The 18778-nt window shown below is 65.4% G+C and carries 14 protein-coding genes; 2 read left to right on the forward strand and 12 right to left on the reverse strand.

Annotated features, from left to right (window positions below; genetic code table 11):
• Positions 1 to 125: 125 nt before the first annotated feature.
• From gyrA to ligA, 5 genes are all read right to left on the reverse strand, one after another.
• The gene (gene gyrA / locus ACCQ03_RS09740; protein ID WP_209226403.1) at positions 126 to 2819 is read right to left on the reverse strand and encodes a DNA gyrase subunit A; all 2694 of its coding nucleotides are present in this window, start codon (positions 2817 to 2819) and stop codon (positions 126 to 128) included.
• Positions 2820 to 3028: 209 nt separating this feature from the next.
• Positions 3029 to 4093, reverse strand: a complete 1065-nt coding sequence (gene mtnA, locus ACCQ03_RS09745) for an S-methyl-5-thioribose-1-phosphate isomerase (protein ID WP_057679895.1) — start codon at positions 4091 to 4093, stop codon at positions 3029 to 3031.
• Between the two features lie 183 nt (positions 4094 to 4276).
• Complete coding sequence (locus ACCQ03_RS09750; protein WP_005914882.1) at positions 4277 to 4963, reverse strand: DUF3011 domain-containing protein; 687 nt, start codon at positions 4961 to 4963, stop codon at positions 4277 to 4279.
• 108 nt (positions 4964 to 5071) lie between these two features.
• The gene (epmA, locus tag ACCQ03_RS09755; RefSeq protein WP_209226405.1) at positions 5072 to 6034 is read right to left on the reverse strand and encodes an EF-P lysine aminoacylase EpmA; all 963 of its coding nucleotides are present in this window, start codon (positions 6032 to 6034) and stop codon (positions 5072 to 5074) included.
• On the reverse strand, positions 6031 to 8535 hold the full coding sequence (gene ligA, locus ACCQ03_RS09760; protein WP_209226409.1) for an NAD-dependent DNA ligase LigA: 2505 nt from the start codon (positions 8533 to 8535) through the stop codon (positions 6031 to 6033). The genes epmA and ligA overlap by 4 nt, the downstream gene beginning before the upstream one ends.
• 334 nt (positions 8536 to 8869) lie before the next feature.
• On the opposite strand from ligA, the gene ACCQ03_RS09765 reads away from it, so the two are divergent.
• Positions 8870 to 9994, forward strand: a complete 1125-nt coding sequence (locus tag ACCQ03_RS09765) for a pyridoxal phosphate-dependent aminotransferase (RefSeq protein WP_057680175.1) — start codon at positions 8870 to 8872, stop codon at positions 9992 to 9994.
• 180 nt (positions 9995 to 10174) lie between these two features.
• On the opposite strand, the gene ACCQ03_RS09770 is transcribed toward ACCQ03_RS09765, so the two are convergent.
• The 7 genes from ACCQ03_RS09770 to ACCQ03_RS09800 all read right to left on the reverse strand — a co-directional run bounded on the left by ACCQ03_RS09770 (position 10175) and on the right by ACCQ03_RS09800 (position 17173).
• Positions 10175 to 10558 (reverse strand): hypothetical protein, encoded by a 384-nt coding sequence (locus ACCQ03_RS09770; protein ID WP_017158159.1) that lies wholly within the window; start codon positions 10556 to 10558, stop codon positions 10175 to 10177.
• A 6-nt stretch (positions 10559 to 10564) separates the two neighbouring features.
• Entirely contained in the window at positions 10565 to 11296 is a 732-nt protein-coding gene (zipA, locus tag ACCQ03_RS09775; RefSeq protein WP_057677730.1) for a cell division protein ZipA, read from the reverse strand.
• A 56-nt stretch (positions 11297 to 11352) separates the two neighbouring features.
• On the reverse strand, positions 11353 to 14856 hold the full coding sequence (smc, locus tag ACCQ03_RS09780) for a chromosome segregation protein SMC (protein ID WP_209226412.1): 3504 nt from the start codon (positions 14854 to 14856) through the stop codon (positions 11353 to 11355).
• A gap of 209 nt (positions 14857 to 15065) precedes the next feature.
• A complete protein-coding gene (gene rplI, locus ACCQ03_RS09785) occupies positions 15066 to 15515 on the reverse strand; it encodes a 50S ribosomal protein L9 (protein WP_010379584.1) in 450 nt (149 codons plus the stop codon).
• 188 nt (positions 15516 to 15703) lie between these two features.
• Positions 15704 to 15934 carry a 30S ribosomal protein S18 gene (gene rpsR / locus ACCQ03_RS09790; RefSeq protein ID WP_002804494.1) on the reverse strand — a complete coding sequence of 77 codons (231 nt, stop codon included), beginning with the start codon at positions 15932 to 15934 and terminating at the stop codon, positions 15704 to 15706.
• Positions 15935 to 15945: 11 nt separating this feature from the next.
• On the reverse strand, positions 15946 to 16377 hold the full coding sequence (gene rpsF, locus ACCQ03_RS09795) for a 30S ribosomal protein S6 (RefSeq protein ID WP_003485869.1): 432 nt from the start codon (positions 16375 to 16377) through the stop codon (positions 15946 to 15948).
• A 457-nt stretch (positions 16378 to 16834) separates the two neighbouring features.
• Entirely contained in the window at positions 16835 to 17173 is a 339-nt protein-coding gene (locus ACCQ03_RS09800) for a HesB/IscA family protein (protein WP_007966300.1), read from the reverse strand.
• Between the two features lie 204 nt (positions 17174 to 17377).
• On the opposite strand from ACCQ03_RS09800, the gene asnS reads away from it, so the two are divergent.
• On the forward strand, positions 17378 to 18772 hold the full coding sequence (asnS, locus tag ACCQ03_RS09805) for an asparagine--tRNA ligase (protein ID WP_209226415.1): 1395 nt from the start codon (positions 17378 to 17380) through the stop codon (positions 18770 to 18772).
• The last annotated feature ends 6 nt before the right edge of the window (positions 18773 to 18778 follow it).

Here is an 18778-nt window from a genome sequence, read left to right on the forward strand (position 1 = left end):
CATGAAGACACTGCGTTGCAGATGTCAGCGCACGCCATAAAGCCTGGCGCCCCAAAAACGTCGCGCATAAAAAACGCCGGTTTTCACCGGCGTTTCTGGTCAAGTGCATGGCAGCGGCAATGCGATCACGCGTCGGCTGGCGGCGCGTCGCTCACGCTTGCTTCGTCCACCACCTCATCCACTTCATCCAGCGACGCATCCAGGCGTTCGACCGCCTGCAACTTTTCGCCCTTGGACAAGCGGATCAGCGTGACGCCCTGCGTGTTACGGCCCACGCGCGAGATCTCCGAACCACGTGTCCGCACCAGCGTGCCGCCATCGGAAATCAGCAGCACTTCATCGGTGGCGCCCAGCAGCACCGCACGCACCAGCTTGCCGTTGCGCTCGGTGGTCTGGATGCCGATCACGCCCTGGGTGCCACGCCCCTTGCGTGGGTATTCGGTCAGCGGGGTGCGCTTGCCGTAGCCGTTCTCGGTGGCCGTCAGGATGTAGGCCACGTTGCCGTCGTCGGCGACCTCGATCACCGCAGACTCGCCGGCATCGGTGGCTTCCACCACGTCATCGACCTCCTCGCCTTCGATCTCTTCTTCCACGCCGCCGGCACGCTCGGCCACGATCAGGCTGACCACTTCCTCGCCCTTGGTCAGACGGATACCGCGCACGCCGGTGGCGGTACGGCCCATCGAACGCACGGTGGATTCGCCAAAGCGCACGGTCTTGCCGTTGGAGGCGAACAGCAACACGTCGCGGTCGCCATCGGTCAAGGCCACGCCGACCAGCGCATCGCCCTCGTCCAAATTGATGGCGATCTTGCCGCGCGCCAGACGGAAGGCGAATTCGCTCAACGGCGTCTTCTTGACCGTGCCGTTGCGCGTGGCGAAGAACACGTAGCGGTTGTCGGCGTATTCGCGCACCGGCAGCACCGCCTGCACACGCTCGCCGGCTTCCAGCGGAATCCAGTTGATGATCGGGCGGCCACGCGCATTGGAGCCGGCTTCCGGCAACTGGTGCACCGGCAGCCAGAACACCTTGCCGCTGCTGGTGAAGGTCAGCAGCGTGTCGTGCGTGTTGACCAGCCACAGCTGGTCGATGAAATCTTCTTCCTTGGTCGCTGCGGCAGAGCGACCACGGCCACCACGGCGCTGCGCGCGATACGCGCTCACCGGCTGGCGCTTGGCATAGCCGGCGTGCGACAACGTCACCACCACGTCTTCCGGCGCGATCAGATCCAGGATGTCCAGGTCTTCTTCGCTGTGACGGATTTCGGTGCGGCGTTCGTCGCCGTATTCTTCGCGGATATTGATCAGCTCGTCGCGGATCACCTGCAGCAGCACGTCCGGGTTCTCCAGGATGCGGATCAGGCCTTCGATGACGCCGAGCAATTGCTTGTACTCGTCGGTCAGCTTTTCCTGTTCCAGGCCGGTGAGGCGATGCAGACGCATTTCCAGGATCTGCGAGGCCTGCACTTCGCTGAGCTGGTAGAAGCCCTGGATCAGGCCCACGCCCGGCGGCAGATCTTCCGGCTTGGAGGCTTCGGCACCGGCCGCACCGAGCAGCGCACCCACCAGGCCCGGTTGCCAGGTCTTGGCGAGCATGCGCTCGCGCGCTTCCTGCGGATTGGCCGAGGTCTTGATCAACTCGATCATTTCATCGATGTTGGCCAACGCAACGGTCAGGCCTTCTAGCACGTGCGCACGCGCACGCGCCTTGCGCAGTTCGAAAATGGTGCGACGGGTGACCACCTCGCGGCGGTGGCGGATGAACGCCTCCAGCATCTGCTTGAGGTTCATCAACTGCGGGCGGCCGTCGATCAGCGCCACCATGTTGATGCCGAACACCGCCTCCATCTGGGTCTGCTGGTACAGGTTGTTGAGCACAACCTCGGCCGATTCGCCGCGCTTGACCTCGATGTAGATGCGCATGCCGTCCTTGTCGGACTCATCGCGCAGCTCGCTGATGCCTTCGAGCTTCTTTTCCTTGACCAGCTCGGCGATCTTCTCGATCAGCCGCGCCTTGTTGACCTGGTACGGGATCTCGGTAACGACGATCGCCTCGCGGCCGTTGTCGGCCACTTCCACATCGGCCTTGGCGCGGATGCGCACACGGCCACGGCCGGTGCGATAGCCGGCGGCGATGCCGGCGGTGCCGTTGATGATGCCGGCGGTGGGAAAGTCCGGGCCCGGGATGTATTCCATCAGGCCTTCGACATCCAGCTCGGGCGTGTCGATCAGCGCGATGCAGGCATTGATCGCTTCGGTCAGGTTGTGCGGCGGGATATTGGTGGCCATGCCCACCGCGATACCGGCCGAGCCATTGACCAGCAGGCTCGGGAACCGGGTCGGCATGACCGTCGGCTCCTGTTCCTTTTCGTCGTAATTGGGCTGGAAATCGACGGTTTCCTTGTCGATGTCGGCCATCAGCTCATGCGCCAGCCGCGACATGCGCGACTCGGTGTAACGCATTGCCGCAGCAGAGTCGCCGTCGACCGAACCGAAGTTACCCTGGCCGTCCACCATCATGTAGCGCAGCGAGAACGGCTGCGCCATGCGCACCAGCGTGTCGTACACCGACTGGTCGCCGTGCGGATGGTATTTACCGATGACGTCGCCGACGATACGCGCCGACTTGAAGTAGGCCTTGTTGCTGTGGGCGCCCAGCTCGTGCATCGCGTATAGCACGCGCCGGTGCACAGGCTTGAGGCCATCACGGGCATCGGGGAGTGCGCGGCCCACGATCACGCTCATCGCGTAATCGAGATAGCTCTTGCGCATCTCGTCTTCCAGGTTGACCTGGATGATTTCCTTGGCGGTTTCTGCCATTCGGGTTCCGTATGTGAGGTGGCGGGCGAGCCGGAAAGCCGCGTCGGGAGCGCCCTTGCATCAGGCTGCCGACCCCACGCTCCCGCCGATCGATTCAAGCGCCGGATTGTACCACGGCAGGGCCTCCCGACGCCTCCGCTTTACCAGCCAGAAACAAGCACTTGCAGGGAGTTTTGGCGGTGTTGGCAGCCGGGCGGCCGGCCCCGGGCTCAGCTGCCGAAGGCGGCCTGCATCCGCGCCAGGTCCGGCTGCGCGATCACGCCACGTTCGGTGACGATTGCGTCGATCAGCTCGCCCGGAGTGACGTCGAAGACCGGGTTCCAGGCATGGATGCCGTCGGCCACCGTCCTGACCCCGCCCACGCCGAACAGCTCGCCAGGATCGCGTTGCTCGATCTCGATCTGGTCCCCGCTGGCCGTTGCCATATCCACCGTGGACGAAGGCGCCACCACCATGAACTTCACGCCATGGTGGCGCGCGGCGATGGCCAGCTGGTAGGTGCCGATCTTGTTGGCGGTATCGCCATTGGCGCAGATCCGATCGGCGCCGACGATCACCCATTGCACCAGCCCGGATTTCATCAGATGCGAGGCCGCCGAATCGGCGATCAGGGTGGCGTCGATACCGTCCTGCTGCAGCTCCCACACGGTCAGGCGGGCGCCCTGCAGCCACGGCCGGGTCTCGCCGGCGAACACCTTGGCAATGCGCTGTTGCGCCATGCCGGCGCGGATCACGCCCAGTGCGGTGCCGAATCCGGCGGTGGCCAGCGAGCCCGTGTTGCAATGGGTGAGCACGCCGCTGCCTGGGGCGATCAGCGCGGCGCCAAGCGCGCCCATGTGGCGGTTGGCGGCCAAGTCTTCATCGGCGATGGCCTGCGCCTCGCGCGCTAGCACCTCGCGCCAGTCGGCGCCGGCCGCGCCCAGCACCCGGCGCATGCGCATCAGTGCCCAGGCCAGGTTGACGGCAGTCGGACGCGCCGCGTTGAGCCGCAGCAGCGCCGGCTCGAGCTTCTGCAGCGCAGCGCTGCCGTCGTCGGCAGCGATGTCGCGCGCGGCCAGCACCACGCCCCAACCTGCCGCAATGCCGATCGCCGGCGCACCGCGCACGGCCAGCGAATGGATCGCCTCGGCCACCGCATCGCTGCTGTCGCAACGCACATGCGCCACCTCGAAGGGCAGCTTGCGTTGGTCGAGCAGTTCAAGGGCATCGCCGGTCCACAACAGTGGCCGGATGTGGTCGTAGCGGGCGTAATCGATATGGGCGCTGTCGTTCATGCGTCCATTGTAAGGCGCGCGCAGCGCCTGCGCTGTTGCACGAACGCGCGGTCTTGGCGCGGCGAACAACACCACTGTACAGCCGGCAGGCGGGCGCGGCCGGTGCTCGTACCACGGGTACACCGGCGCTTGCTGCGCGTCGCCCCTGCCAACCGGACGACCGCGCGCGATGTCGTGCTGCTCTCAGTCGACGATGAACTCGGCGCGGCAGCCGTCGTTCACCCACACCCCATCGCGGCTCCAGCCCCAGGTCTGGCCTTCCACGCATGGCGTCTTGGACATCTGCCGGCCCAGGCGCACCGCGCGTTCCACCGACACGCCGCAGGTGCGCCGCGCGCTTTTCTTCGATTCGCAGGTGACCATGCGCGGCACCGCGACGAAGCCGGAGCCGTCTTCTGCGCCCACCTCGAATTCGCCATCGCATCCACGCGAGACCCAGATTTCGTTACGGCGAACGCCCCAGGTGCGCCCTTCCTTGCACGGCCACATCGAGCGTTGCCGCAGCAGCCGCACCGGCGCGCCACGCAGCACTACCGGGCATGCCACGGTGCCGCCATTGGAATCGCAGCGCACCACGCGGCGCATCACGGTTGCGGTCTGCGCACGGGTTGCGGCGAATTCGGCGCGGCAGCCTTGTTCGACCCACACGCCATCGCGTTCGACATCCCATTCGCTACCGCGGATGCAGCTGGTTTCGGAGAGCTGGCGCACCAGTTGCACGCCTTGGGCGGTCTCCATCGCGCAGTGCACGCGCGCCAGGTCCTTGGACTCGCAGCGCACCACGCCGGCTGCGCGGTCGGACGCGCGCGCATCGGCGAGCAGCAGCAGCGGCAAGCACCACAAACCGCATAAGCTGACCAGCCACTTCATGCCGACAATCCTCACCCCGAACGATCTTCGCCGCGCCCCCGTGGACGTGAAGATGAGAGCATCATCGATGTGAAGATAGCAATACGGCGCCGATGACAGCCAGATGAATCAGGCGTGGGCGAAGTCGAACGCCAGCACGTCGGCAATCTGCGTGGTGTCGCGCAAGGCCATCAACAGGCGATCCACGCCCACCGCCACACCGGCGCAGTCGGGCAACTGCGACAACACCGCCAGCAGGCGCTCGTCCAGTGGCAGCTGCGGCAATCCACGTGCCGCACGCACGGCGTTGTCGCGCTCAAACCGCGCACGCTGCTCCTGCGCATCGTTCAGTTCGTGATAGCCATTGGCCACCTCGAAACTGCCCAGATACAGCTCGAAGCGCTCGGCCACCGGCGGGTCATCGTGGCGGATCCTCGCCAACGCACATTGACTGGCCGGCCAATCGTGCACCACCGTCAGGGTGTCGCGGGCAAAGCCCGGCTGGATGCGATGGGTCATCAGCAGGTCCAGCCAATCGTCGCGGGTCAGGCCCACGGGATCGATGGCGACGTCATGCAAGCCAGCGCGTAGCCTTTCGACCGGGTCGCACACGGGGTCGATGCCCAACGTCTGCACAAAGAGCGCGCGATAGGTCAGCACCTGCACCCTCGCCTGGCGCCCGACCAGTGCCAGCGCGCGACGCACCAGTTCGATGGTCTCCTGCGCCAGACTGCGATCGTTCCAGCCCACCCGATACCATTCGAGCATGCTGAACTCGGGGTTGTGACGGCCACCGGCTTCGCCATTGCGAAACACCCGCCCCAGCTCGTAGCAATCGCCCACGCCGGCGGCAAGCAGGCGCTTGAGCGGATATTCCGGCGAGGTGCGCAGCCAGCGCAGCGGCGCGCCGGCATCGACATGGCCGGTGAAGCGCGTGCTGAAACTTTCGATATTCGGCTCGGTATTGCCGGCCTCCGAAAGCACCGGCGTTTCCACTTCCAGCACGCCGCGTTCGGCGAAAAACTCGCGGATCGTGGCGTTGAGCCGCGCCCGCAACTGCAGCGCGGCCAGATCCAACTGCGCCGTGTTCATGGCTGTTGGCCGTGCTCGCCCAGGAAGGCCAGCAGACGCGCTTCGTCCCAGATCTCCACGCCCAACGACTGCGCCTTGTCGAGCTTGGAACCGGCTTCTTCGCCGGCCACCAGGAACGCGGTCTTCTTCGACACGCTACCGGCAACCTTGGCGCCCAATGCTTCGAGCCGCTGCTTGGCCGCATCGCGGGTCAATGCAGCCAGGGTCCCGGTGATGACCACGGTCTGGCCATCGAGCGGGCCGGTCTTTTCCTCGCCGGCCTCCGGCAGCATCGCCAGCAGCTCGGAAAGCTTTTTCTGGGCATTAACCGCGAGCGTCTCGTTGGCCGGCACCAACAGCCAGGCCGCGAGCGACTCGGCCACTGACTGCGGTACACCCGCTTCGACGAGAGGCTCGGGACCGCCATTGCGCAGGGCATCGATGGAACCGAACGCAGTCGCGATCTGGGCGGCGCGGATCGGCGTCACCTTGGGAATCTCCAGGTCCTCCAGCAAATTGGCTAAGCTCAGCTCGCCGCGCAGCTTCGGCGAAGGCGGATGGGTGTCGCCAATGCGCACCTTGCGCGCCAGCAGATGATCGATGGCCTGCTGATTGCCGGCCTGATCGAAGAAGTGCCCAAGCGAGCGCGCCACTTCGCCGCCGATGTCCGGCACGCGCTTGAACAGCGGCCATGGCAGATGCCGGATCAATTCCAGATCGCCGAACCAAGCCGACAAGGCCTTGGCCGTGCTTTCGCCCACATGCTCGATGCCCAGCGCAAACAGGAAACGCTCCAGCGTGGTGTCGCGCGATGTTTTGATCGCCTCGATGAGGTTATCTGCCCACTTCGTCGCAATCTTTCTGCGATTCCAATCGAAGCCGACAAATCGTAGTCGCAGAACATTTGCCCGCCAATCTTCAGGCGCAGTGGTCTGCTCATCGACCAGATCCACGCCGTGCAACCCCATCAGAGTTTCCAGCTGCCGATAGTGGCTATCTGCCAAATGCTCACGCGCCTCGCGCAAGAACGCGTGCGGGCTCTCGGCGGTGCTGATCAGGCGCAATTGCAGCAGCTGATCCACGCTGAGCAGATACAGGTCGGCCACGCCTTTCACCAGGCCGCTATCCACCAGCACTTCGATGAATTTTTTGCCCAGGCCGTCCACATCCATCGCGCGCCGCGAGACGAAATGCCGGAACGCCTCCTTGCGCTGCGCCGGGCAGGTCAATTCGCCGGAACAGCGCCAGACTGCCTGGCCTTCTTCGCGCACGATCTGCGAACCGCACACCGGGCATTGCGACGGCATCTGCCAGGCCTGGGTACCGGGCGGGCGCTGGTCGGCCACCACAGCGGCCACTTCAGGAATGACATCGCCGGCGCGGCGCACGATCACCGTATCGCCCACGCGCACATCCAGCCGCGCGATCTGGTCGGCGTTGTGCAGCGTGGCGTTGGTGACGATCACCCCGGCTACATGCACCGGCTTCAGTCGCGCCACCGGCGTGGCCGCACCGGTGCGGCCGATCTGGATCTCGATCGCCTCCACCGTGGTGGACTGCTCCTGTGCGGGGAACTTGTGTGCAATCGCCCAACGCGGTGCGCGCGAGACGAAGCCCATTTCGCGCTGCCCGGCCAGATCGTCGAGCTTGTACACCACGCCATCGATATCGAAGGCCAGCCCGTCGCGCGCGGCACCGATGCGCTGGTAATACGCCAGCAAACCGTCGCTGCCCTGCACCACCTCCACCAGCGCGCTGACCGGAAAGCCCCACGCGCGCAACTGCGCCAGGATCGCCGAATGGGTCTGCGGCAATGCGCCTTCGCTCACTTCGCCAACGCCGTAGGCAAAGAAACTCAACGGGCGCTGCGCGGTGATGCGTGCATCCAGCTGCCGCAGCGAGCCGGCCGCGCCATTGCGCGGGTTGGCCAGCACCTTGCCGCCCTGCGCACGCATCTGTGCGTTGTAGGCTTCGAACGCGGCGCGCGGCATGTAGACCTCGCCGCGCACTTCCAGCACTTGCGGCCAGCCCTCGCCACGCAGCCGCAACGGAATCGCCTTGACGGTGCGCAGGTTGGCGCTGACATCCTCGCCGGTGGCGCCATCGCCACGCGTGGCGCCCTGCACGAACTCGCCATTCTCGTAGCGCAGGCTGATCGCCAGGCCATCGAGTTTGGGTTCGGCCGAAAACAGCGGTTGCTTGACCTCCAGCCGCTCGCTGATGCGCCGCACGAACTCAGTCACTTCCTCATCGCTGAAGGCATTGCCCAACGACAGCATCGGCAAGGCATGCCGCACTTCGGCAAACCGCGAGACAGCCAGATGGCCGACGCGCTGGGTTGGCGAATCGGCGCTGGCCAATTCCGGGTGCGCGCGCTCCAAGGCCTCCAGCTCGCGCATCAGCTTGTCGTAATCGGCATCGGCCATCTGCGGCTCGTCGAGCACGTGATACCGGTAGTTGGCGTCTTCGATGCGACGGCGCAGTGCATCGATGCGCTGAGCGGGATCCGGGCTGGCAGTCATACGATCGCAGGGCTGGCTCTGGGCCGCCCATTCTAACGGGCGATGTCGATGCCAAGGTCAGCGGCGCGGGTACCGTTCGTGATGATTGAGCGATGGATGAAGTCGTTTGCGTCGAGACGCACCAGGTGCGCCCGCACCCATCGGCATTCGGGCCGACAGCGAGCCCGGCAGGCGCCCGGTCATCGCCGCCAGCTGCCGTCGCGCCACCTGCCCTCTGCCCTCCAACGCCTGCAAGCGCGTGTCGAACCAGTTTTATGGCAATTCCCCGATAGGCAGACAGACACAAACCGGCTAGCGTGGCGCCCTCTTTGCCCGCCGCCTCTGGAGTTCGCCCGTGTCGTTGCCCGTCTCGCGCCGTTCGTTTCTCAGCCTCGCTACCACCGGCGTGGCGGTTTCCGCACTGGGGCTGGCACCCGCGGCCGGGGCGGCCCGCAAGCGCGCCGCGGCGCCGGCCACGCCGGGCGTGGCCGCGGCGGCCGGCACGGTCTACCTCAACCTCAACGAGCATCCGCTCGGGCCTGCCCCGGCCGCCTTGGACGCTGCCACGCGTTCGCTGGCACGCGCGGGCCGCTACCTGGTCGAGATGGAGCAGGATCTGCACAACCTGATGACCGGCGAGCTGCAGCTGCCCAACGATCATCTGTCGTTGTTCCCCGGTTCGCGGGACGCGCTGAACCGGGCCGGCAGCCTGTTGACGTCCGCGCGTGCAGGGCTGGTGGTGGCCGACCCGAGCTTCGACCCGCTGATCGAAAGCGCCACCGCCCGCGGCGTGGCCGTGCGCAAGGTGCCGCTGCGTGCCGATGGCGCGCACGACGTCAAGGCGATGGCCAAGGCCGATCCGACTGCCGGCATGCTGTATCTGTGCAACCCCGGCAACGCCACCGGCGCCATCACCCCGCGCGCCGACATCGAATGGTTGCTGGCCAACAAGCCGGCCAGCGCCGTGCTGGTGGTCGACGAGGCGTACATCCACTACAGCAACGAGCCCTCGGTGGCCGATCTGGTGCGTCAGCGCCAGGATCTGATCGTGCTGCGCAGCTTCTCCAAGCTCTACGGCCTGGCCGGCCTGCGCCTGGGTGCCGCCCTGGCCCCGCCCGGCTTGCAGACCAAACTTGCCGCCTTCGGCAGCAACCCGTTGTCGGTTCCGGCGATGGCCGCCGGCATCGCCAGCCTGCGCGACCCGCTGCTGGTGCAGACCCGCCGCGCCGAGAACGCCCGCGTACGCGAGGAGACCATCGCCTGGCTCAAGGGCAAGGGCTACACCTGCCTGCCCTCGCAAGCCAACTGCTTCCTGCTGGACGTCAAACGCGATGCGAGCGTGTTCGCCGATTCGATGCAAAAGCAGGGCGTCATCGTCGGCCGCAGCTGGCCGATCTGGCCCAAGCGCGTGCGCATCAGCGTGGGGACCGAAGCGGAAATGCTGCGCTTCCGTGAGGCATTCGGGAAAGCCAAGCGTTGAGCACCAAGCACTGAGCGGTAAATCCTTCTCCCCTCGGGACATTGTCCTCCTTCATGGGGGAGAAGGTGCCCCGAAGGTGGATGAGGGTGCGCGCGAAGCCGGGCGTTGTCCGGCTGCACGAGGGCTTCGCCCCGTACCCTCACCGCAACCGCTCTCGCGCAGGAGAGGGGCTTCAAGTTCCTAGCGATCCAACGCCTCAGGCTCCGGTGCGCGCAGCGTACGGCGGATCCAGAGATAGCTGATGACGAAGGTCAACGCCATCGAGCCCGCGTTCCACAGCAGCAGCTCGTGCAGCATCGGCGGGCCTTGCAGGATGTGCAGGTAATAGCGGCGATCCAGCAGTGCGATGGCGTGCGGCATGAACACGCTGACGAAAGGCGTTGGCACCGGCGCGACCAGCAGCGTGATCGCGGCAGCAAAGCCCACCACCAGCCAGGGCGAATGGCGCGGCCTTTTGCGCAGGCGCGCGGCGATCCGGGTGAAGATCCACAATAACGGCATCGCCAAGATCGCCCACAGCACCAGCAGCAACGCCACCGCCAACACGCCCTGCAGGCTCAACATCTCAACTCACCAGCGCGGCGACTTGGTCAGCGGCGGTGCCTGGTGCTGGCGGTCGTAGGCGCGGAGCTCGTCGCGGATATGCGCAACACGCTGGCGACCCAACGCATTGCGGCTGTCGTCCAACACCACGCCATCCAGCAGTTCGGCCATGCGCTGCACGGTGGGCAGCATTTTTTCCCAGGCATCCAACGCGGTCATCGGCGCCGGCAGCGTGAGGAAGAACGCAATCGCCGGCGTCTGCATCTCGCGGATATTGGCCATGTCGAAACTGCCGGGCTTGAGGATGCTGGCCATGCTGAAGATCGGTCCGCGCTCGGGGTGGCCTTCCACCAGGCGGTGAAACACGTTCATGTGACCGAACACCAGCCCGGTCTTCTCGGCGGCCACCACCACATCTTCGCCGCGCAGCACCTGGCCTGCCTTGGCGGCCACGAACAACGATACGATCTTGTCGAAATCCTGGTTCGGGCGCTTGCCCACCTCGTTGACGCCGGCCGCATCCTGCCCTTCCAGGTTGAGCTCGCTCTGCTCGACGCCTTCTGCGCGCTGCGCAGTTTCATCATCCACGCCGAACTCGCTGGAAATCACCGGTTCGCGCCGTTCGCGCGGCTGGCCCTCGTCCTTGTCGACCCGGCGCCCTTGCGGCGATTTCTTCGGGCGACCAAACAGGAAGATGGCCGCGACCAGCAGCAGTCCAGCGATCAGGATCCCGATCCGGATCATGGCCATGTCGGACATTCAGCGTGCCTCCGCATAAGAGTGACAGGTGTCGATATTCAAACAAGCATGGCACGTCATGCCGCACCCGCCAAACGTGCGGCCTCTTCCAGGTCCACGCTGACCAGGCGGCTGACGCCCGGCTCGCGCATGGTCACGCCGGAGAGCTGGCGCGCGGCTTCCATCGTGGCCTTGTTGTGGCTGACGAACAGGAACTGCACCTTCTCGCTCATCTCGCGCACCATGTTGGCAAGACGGCCGACATTGGCCTCGTCCAGCGGCGCGTCCACCTCGTCGAGCAGACAGAACGGCGCCGGGTTGAGCTGGAAGATCGCAAATACCAGCGCCACCGCAGTCATCGCCTTCTCGCCGCCGGACAGCAGCGAAATGCTCGACACGCGCTTGCCCGGCGGGCGCGCCATGATGGTGACGCCGGTGTCGAGCAGGTCTTCGCCGGTAAGTTCCAGATACGCATGGCCGCCGCCGAACAGGCGCGGGTACAGCGCCTGCACCCCGGAATTGACGCGATCGAAGGTGTCCTTGAAGCGGCCGCGGGTCTCGCGATCGATCTTGCGAATGGCCTCTTCCAGCGTTTCCAGCGCGGTATTGAGATCCAGGTTCTGCGCGTCCAGGTATTCCGAGCGTTGTGCGGCCTCGCCGTATTCCTGGATGGCGGCCAGGTTCACCGGCTCCAGGCGACGCATGCGCGCGTCGATCTGGCCAACGGCCGCTTCCCATTCGGCCACGTTGGCCGCCTCGGGCAACCCGTTGACGACGTCTTCCAGCACGAAGCCGGCCTTGACTACCGCCGCTTCCAGTTGCTCGGCGTTGAGCACCAGCGCCTGTTGATCGAGCTTGCGTTGGGAAATGCGCTCGCGCTGCGCCAGCGCCTGTTCGTCGCGCTGCTGGCGGGTCTGTTCGAAGCTGCGCAGCTCGCTGTCGATGCTGTCGAGCAGGGTGCGCGCTTCGCCCAGCGCGCGCTCGATGCGTACGCGTTCGCTCAACGCGGCCTGATGTTCGTGTTCCAGCGTTTCCACCGGCGAATCGCCTTCGCTCAGCTGGGCGACCAGATCTTCCAGGCGCGTATCGAGCTGCCCGCGCTGGCTGTCCATGCGTTCCAGGGTCTGGCTCAGCGATGCGATCTGGGTGCGCTGCGACTCCAGCGTCAGCGCCAAGGCATGCATTGCATCGCGCACGCCGCGCGCGGCATCGCGCGCCTGATCGCGTGCATCGGTGAGCTGGCGGCGCTCGCTCTCCAGCGCTTCGCGCGTGCCTTGCAGATCGCCCATCAAGGTGACCGCATCTTCGAGTTTGGCGCGCGCCTCGCGTGCCTGCTCGCGGCTGGTGTCGAGCGTTTCCAGCAGTTGCGCCAGCTCGGTCTCGATGCGCTCGATGCGCGTGCGCGCGGCATCGACCTTGCCCTGCTGACTCTGCAATTGCCCAGCCAGTTCGGAAACGCTGCGGTGCGCCATGTAGAGCTGGCGCTGCGCGTCTTCACGCTGCTGCTCTGCCGCCAGCAGCTGTTCGCGGAAGCTGGAGAGCTGGTGCTCAAGCTCGGCTTCGCGCTCCTGCAAGGTTTCGATCTGCGTACGGAGCTCTTGAATCTCGCGCTCGCGCAGCAACGCGCCCTGCTTGGCCGCGCCCGAGCGCGAGACGCGCACCCAGCCTTCGCCCAGCCGCTCGCCATTGCGGGTGATCACCGAATCGCCTTCGGGCAGGCTGCGTTGCAGCGTGCGCGCAGCGTCCAGGTCCTCGGCGGTGTGCAGACGCGCAAGCAGCCGACGGATCGCGATGGGCCCCTGCACTTTGGCAGCCAGCGAGGTCGGCGCGAAGCTCGCATCGTCAGTCGCACTGGACACCAGCGCGATGCGGCCATCGCCCAACTCGCCCAGCGCGTCGACCAATTGTTCCGGCGCTTCCACCAGCACGCCTTCGATCAACTGCCCCAAGGCGCCTTCGACCGCGTTTTCCCAGCCACTCTCGACGCTGATGCGCTCGCCCACGCGCGCGGCCGAATCCAGTCCGCGCGACTTCAACCACGCCACTGCGGCGCCCTGCTCCTGGCCAAGCGCGGCCTGTTGCAAGGTTTCCAGCGACGACAGCCGGCCACGCGCCGCCTGCGCCTGCTTGCGCACTTCGGCCAGCTCGCTCTGGCTGGCGCGTTGCTGTTCCTGCAGCCCGGCAAGCGCGTGCTTGCGCGCCTCGACCTGCTCGGTCAGGCCGTCCAGCGAGGTTTTCTGGGTTTCGTGGCGCAGTTCGATCTGCTCGAACGCCTCGGCCAATGCGTCCAGGTCCAGCCCGGCACGCTCGTTGACCAACGCTTCGCGGCGGCGGTCGGCTTCCAGCGCCTGGCGGTCCAGATAATCGACGCGCGTGCGCTCCACTTCACCGGCACGCGAGGCTTCGCCGGTGTCGCGGTTATGGGTTTCCCAGCGCTGCTGCCAGTCGGCCAGCCGCGCTTCTGCTTCGCGCAGCGACTCCTGGCGGAATTCGTGGTCTTTGCGCAGTTGCTCCAGTTGCGGTTCGGCAGACGCCACCGCTTCTCGCAGCACGCTCAATTTGGCCGAGTCGCCGCTGATGTGCTGGGTCAATTCCTGCAGCTGGCTCTGCGCCTCATCGCGCGCCTTGTGCAAGCGATGCGAGAGTTCGCGTTGGTGCTGGATCTGCTGCTCGATCCGTGCCAACGCGCCACCGAGCTGGTAGACATCGGCTTGTGCCTTGGCCACCGCTTCGGCGGCTTCTTCGCGGCGCACGCGGCCGGTTTCGATGCGTGCTTCGGCATCGCGTTGCTCGGCAATCAATTGCTGCAGGCGCGTCTCTTCCTGATTCAACTTCTCGCGCAGGCCCTGCAACCGACCATCCAGGCCACGGTATTCCAGCGCCTTCCACTCGGCATCCTTGATCCGGCGCTCTTCCTGCAATGCCTGGTACTGCTCTGCCTGCCGCGCCTGGCGCTGCAGATGCGCCAGTTGCTTGGTGATTTCTTCGCGCAGATCGCTCAGACGGTCGAGGTTTTCGCGCGTATGCCGAATACGCGTTTCGGTTTCCTTGCGGCGTTCCTTGTACTTGGAAATGCCGGCGGCTTCTTCCAGATACACGCGCAGGTCTTCCGGGCGCGCTTCGATGATCTGGCTGATCATGCCCTGCTCGATGATCGAGTAGCTGCGCGGCCCAAGGCCGGTGCCCAGGAACAGATCGGTGATGTCGCGGCGCCGGCACTTGGTGCCATTGAGGTAGTAGGCGCTATTGCCGTCGCGGCTGACCAGGCGCTTGACCGAGATCTCGTTGAACGAGGCGAACTCGCCGCTGATAGTGTGGTCGGAGTTGTCGAAGATCAGCTCCACCGTCGCCTGCGACACCGGCTTGCGTGCCGAAGAGCCGGAAAAGATCACGTCGGTCAACGAATCGCCACGCAGGCGGCTGGCCGAACTTTCGCCCATCACCCAGCGCACCGCGTCGATGATGTTGGACTTGCCGCAACCATTGGGGCCGACGATGCCGGTCATGTTGGTGGGCAGGTGCAACGTGGTCGGGTCGACGAACGACTTGAAACCGGACAGCTTGATCGTGGACAGGCGCATGGGGGCTGGAGATTCCGGGCACCGCGCGGACGAGGCCGGCAGGCACTTTTCCTGTGAAGCCAGCACCCAAGCCCTTGATCCATAAGATCTGCAGGCCGTGGAACCGGCAATGGGGCATGAGTATAACGGGCATGCCAGTGCTGGCGGCGGCGCCCCAAAAACGAAGGGCGCCTAACAAGGCGCCCTTCGGGTGACACATGCGGCCTGGATCAGGCGTCGGACTCGACGATGACCTTGACCGTGGTTTCCACATCGGCGTGCAGGTGCAGCACAACGTCGTATTCGCCGACATTGCGGAATGCGCCTTCGCCCAGGATCACTTCGCTCTTTTCCAGCGGCAGGCCGGCGGCGGTGAACGCCTCGGCGATGTCGCGCGGACCAACCGAGCCGTACAGCTTGCCTTCGGTCGACGCATGCGCACCGATGGTGACGCTAGCGCCTTCGAACTTGGTGGCGCGGCTCTGTGCGTCGGCCAGGATGCTGTTGGCCTTGGCTTCGTACTCGGCGCGCTTGGTTTCGAACGCTTCAACGTTGGCAGCGGTGGCCGGCACGGCCTTGCCCTGCGGCACGAGGAAGTTGCGGCCGTAACCCGGCTTGACGCTGACCTTGTCGCCCAGGTTGCCCAGGTTGGTCACTTTCTGCAGAAGAATCAGATCCATGGTGGTACTCCGTTATTCGTTAGCGCCGGCATGTGGCGGGCGCAACGGGTGCTGTCCGAAAAGACGGGATTCGGGAATCGGGATTTGGGAATCGCAAAAGCACGATCAACACCGCATCTCCAATCACCAGGCGTCTATCAATTTAATCACCCGCACATGGATGTGCGGGTTCTTCCGAGGGACTCGGATTAAACGTCGTGGTTGTCCGTGTACGGGATCAGCGCCAGGAAACGCGCGCGCTTGACGGCCGTGGCCAGCTGACGCTGGTACTTGGACTTGGTACCGGTCACGCGGCTCGGCACGATCTTGCCGTTCTCGGTGAGGTACTGACGCAGGGTGTTGAGATCCTTGTAGTCGATCTCTTTGACGCCCTCGGCGGTGAACTTGCAGAACTTGCGACGACGGAAGAACTTGGACATGACAGCGCTCCTTAAGCGGCTTCGGCGTTGTCGCCGTCGTTATCGTTGGCGGCGGGCGCTTCGCCCTCTTCGTCGTCACGACGACGACGCTCGCTACGCTCGGGCTTGTCGCCCTTCTCGTCCTTGCTCTTCATGATCAGCGACTGCTCGGTGTCGGCGCCATCGCGCTTGACGACCAGGTGACGCAGCACCGCATCGTTGAAGCGGAAGCTTTCCACTAGCTCGCTCAGCACGGCCTGGTCGACTTCGATATTGAGCAGCACGTAGTGCGCCTTCACCAGGTTCTGGATCGGATAGGCCAGCTGACGACGGCCCCAGTCTTCCAGACGGTGGATGGTGCCGTTACCGCCCTCGATCAGCGACTTGTAGCGCTCGATCATGGCCGGGACCTGCTCGCTCTGGTCCGGATGGACCAGGAACACGACTTCGTAATGACGACTCATGTTGTTTTACCTTTCGGATGTGGCCACGTGGGCCGGACAGCTCCCCGGTGGTCCGCGCAAGCGGCCGGTGGAGCAAGGGTTTCCGCCCGGAATCGGGCAGGAAGCAGGAAAGTATGGCAGTTCAGGCGTTTAGCCGCAACCAGCTGCCCGGCAAGGACATTCCAAAGCCCCTCTCCCGCCGTGGCGAGAAGGCACGGCTTACGCGCCACTGGGGCGTGTGCCTTGGGGCGCCCGCGCCTCGCGCGCGGGCCGGGCCGCGGAGGCGGGGGTTGGGGGGTGAGGGTCCGGGCGAGGCAGCGGAGCAGTCGGTGATTCAATTCTGACGGCGCGTGGCGACGCGTCTGCCATGACAGACGCTGGCAGGTTACGAGGCGCACCCTCATCCGCCCTTCGGGCACCTTCTCCCCATGAAGGGGGACAATGTCCGATGGGAGAAGGAATAACGCGCGCGGCCGGCTCAGCGATGCTCGTCTGCAGTCGTGAAGCTCTCACCGCAGCCGCATTCGGCCGTGGCGTTGGGGTTGCTGAAGGTGAAGGTTTCGCTCAGGCCGTGCTTGCCGAAGTCGATGCAGGTGCCATCCACCAGCGGCAGGCTGGCGGGGTCGACGAAGATGCGTACCCCGCCCTGCTCGAAGACCGCGTCGTCGTCACGCGCCTCGCGTGCCAGGTCGGTGACATGGCCCCAACCGGAACACCCGGTCTTGGTCACGCCAAAGCGCAGACCCAATGCACCCGGGGTCTGCTGCACGAAACGCTGCACGCGCTCCAGCGCGGCGGGGGTGAGGCTGACGGCCATGAGGGCACTCCAAGACGATGGTGGCAAGTATAGCGAGGCCGCAACAACCAGGCGGAACGCTGAGTGGCGGCGTGCGCAACAGATGGGGGCAGCACGCGCCTGCAACAAGCGCTGCGCTCGGCAAGCGGTTCAGATGCTCGCGCCGGCGCAGCCGCAGCCAGTAAACTCGCAGGCCATTCAAGGTCGCTACGGCGAGGAACAGTCATGACGGTGGTCAGCGTTGAACATGTGCTTGCGGGAAAGCTCCCGGAAGGCGGCGAAGTCACGGTACGGGGGTGGGTGCGCACCTTGCGCGGATCTGCCGGACTGGCCTTCATCAACGTGACCGACGGCTCGTGCTTCGCTCCGATCCAGGTGGTGGCCAACGACACCCTGCCCAATTTCGACGAGATCAAGCGGCTGACCAGCGGCTGCTCGCTGATCGCCAAGGGCGTGCTGGTCAAGTCGCAGGGCAAGGGCCAGTCGTTCGAGATCCAGGCCAGCGGCGTGGACATCGTCGGCTGGGTCGAAGACCCGCTGACCTACCCGATCCAGCCCAAGCCGATGACCCCGGAATTCCTGCGTGAAGTGGCGCACCTGCGCCCGCGCACCAACCTGTTCGGTGCGGTGACCCGCATCCGCAACTGCCTGGCGCAGGCGGTGCACCGCTTCTTCCAACAGAACGGCTTCAACTGGATCAGCACACCGATCATCACCACCTCCGATGCGGAAGGCGCCGGGCAGATGTTCCGCGTCTCCACGCTGGACATGGTCAACCTGCCACGCGATGCCAGCGGCAATGTGGATTTCAGCCGCGACTTCTTCGGCAAGGAAACCTTCCTCACCGTGTCCGGCCAGCTCAACGTGGAGGCGTATTGCCTGGCGCTGAGCAAGGTCTACACGTTCGGCCCGACCTTCCGTGCCGAGAACAGCCACACCACGCGCCACCTGGCCGAGTTCTGGATGATCGAACCGGAAATCGCCTTCGCCGACCTGGCCGAAGACGCGCGCCTGGCCGAACAGTTCCTCAAATACCTGTTCCGCGCGGTGCTCGATGAGCGCGGCGACGACCTGGCGTTCCTGGCCGAGCGCGTGGACAAGAACGCGATCACCAAGCTCGAAGCGTTCATCAATGCGCCGTTCGAGCAGATCGACTACACCGACGCAGTGAAGCTACTGCAGAACTCCGGCAAAAAGTTCGACTTCCCGGTCGAATGGGGCCTGGACCTGCAGACCGAGCACGAGCGCTGGCTCACCGAAGAACACATCGGCCGCCCTGTGGTGGTGACCAATTACCCCGAGCACATCAAGGCGTTTTATATGCGCTTGAACGACGACGGCAAGACCGTCGCTGCGATGGACGTGCTGGCGCCGGGCATCGGCGAAATCATCGGCGGCAGCCAGCGCGAAGAGCGCCTGGATGTGCTCGACGCGCGCATGGCGCAGTTCGGCCTGGATAAGGAGCACTACAGCTGGTACCGCGATTTCCGTCGCTACGGCTCGGTGCCGCACGCCGGCTTCGGCCTGGGCTTCGAGCGGCTGGTGGTGTACGTGTGCGGGTTGAGCAACATCCGCGACGCGATCCCCTACCCGCGCGCGCCAGGCAGCGCGGAGTTCTGAGGTGAC

Origin of the sequence: Xanthomonas sp. NCPPB 3569, assembly GCF_041475645.2 — a bacterium.
Classification (GTDB): domain Bacteria; phylum Pseudomonadota; class Gammaproteobacteria; order Xanthomonadales; family Xanthomonadaceae; genus Xanthomonas; species Xanthomonas phaseoli.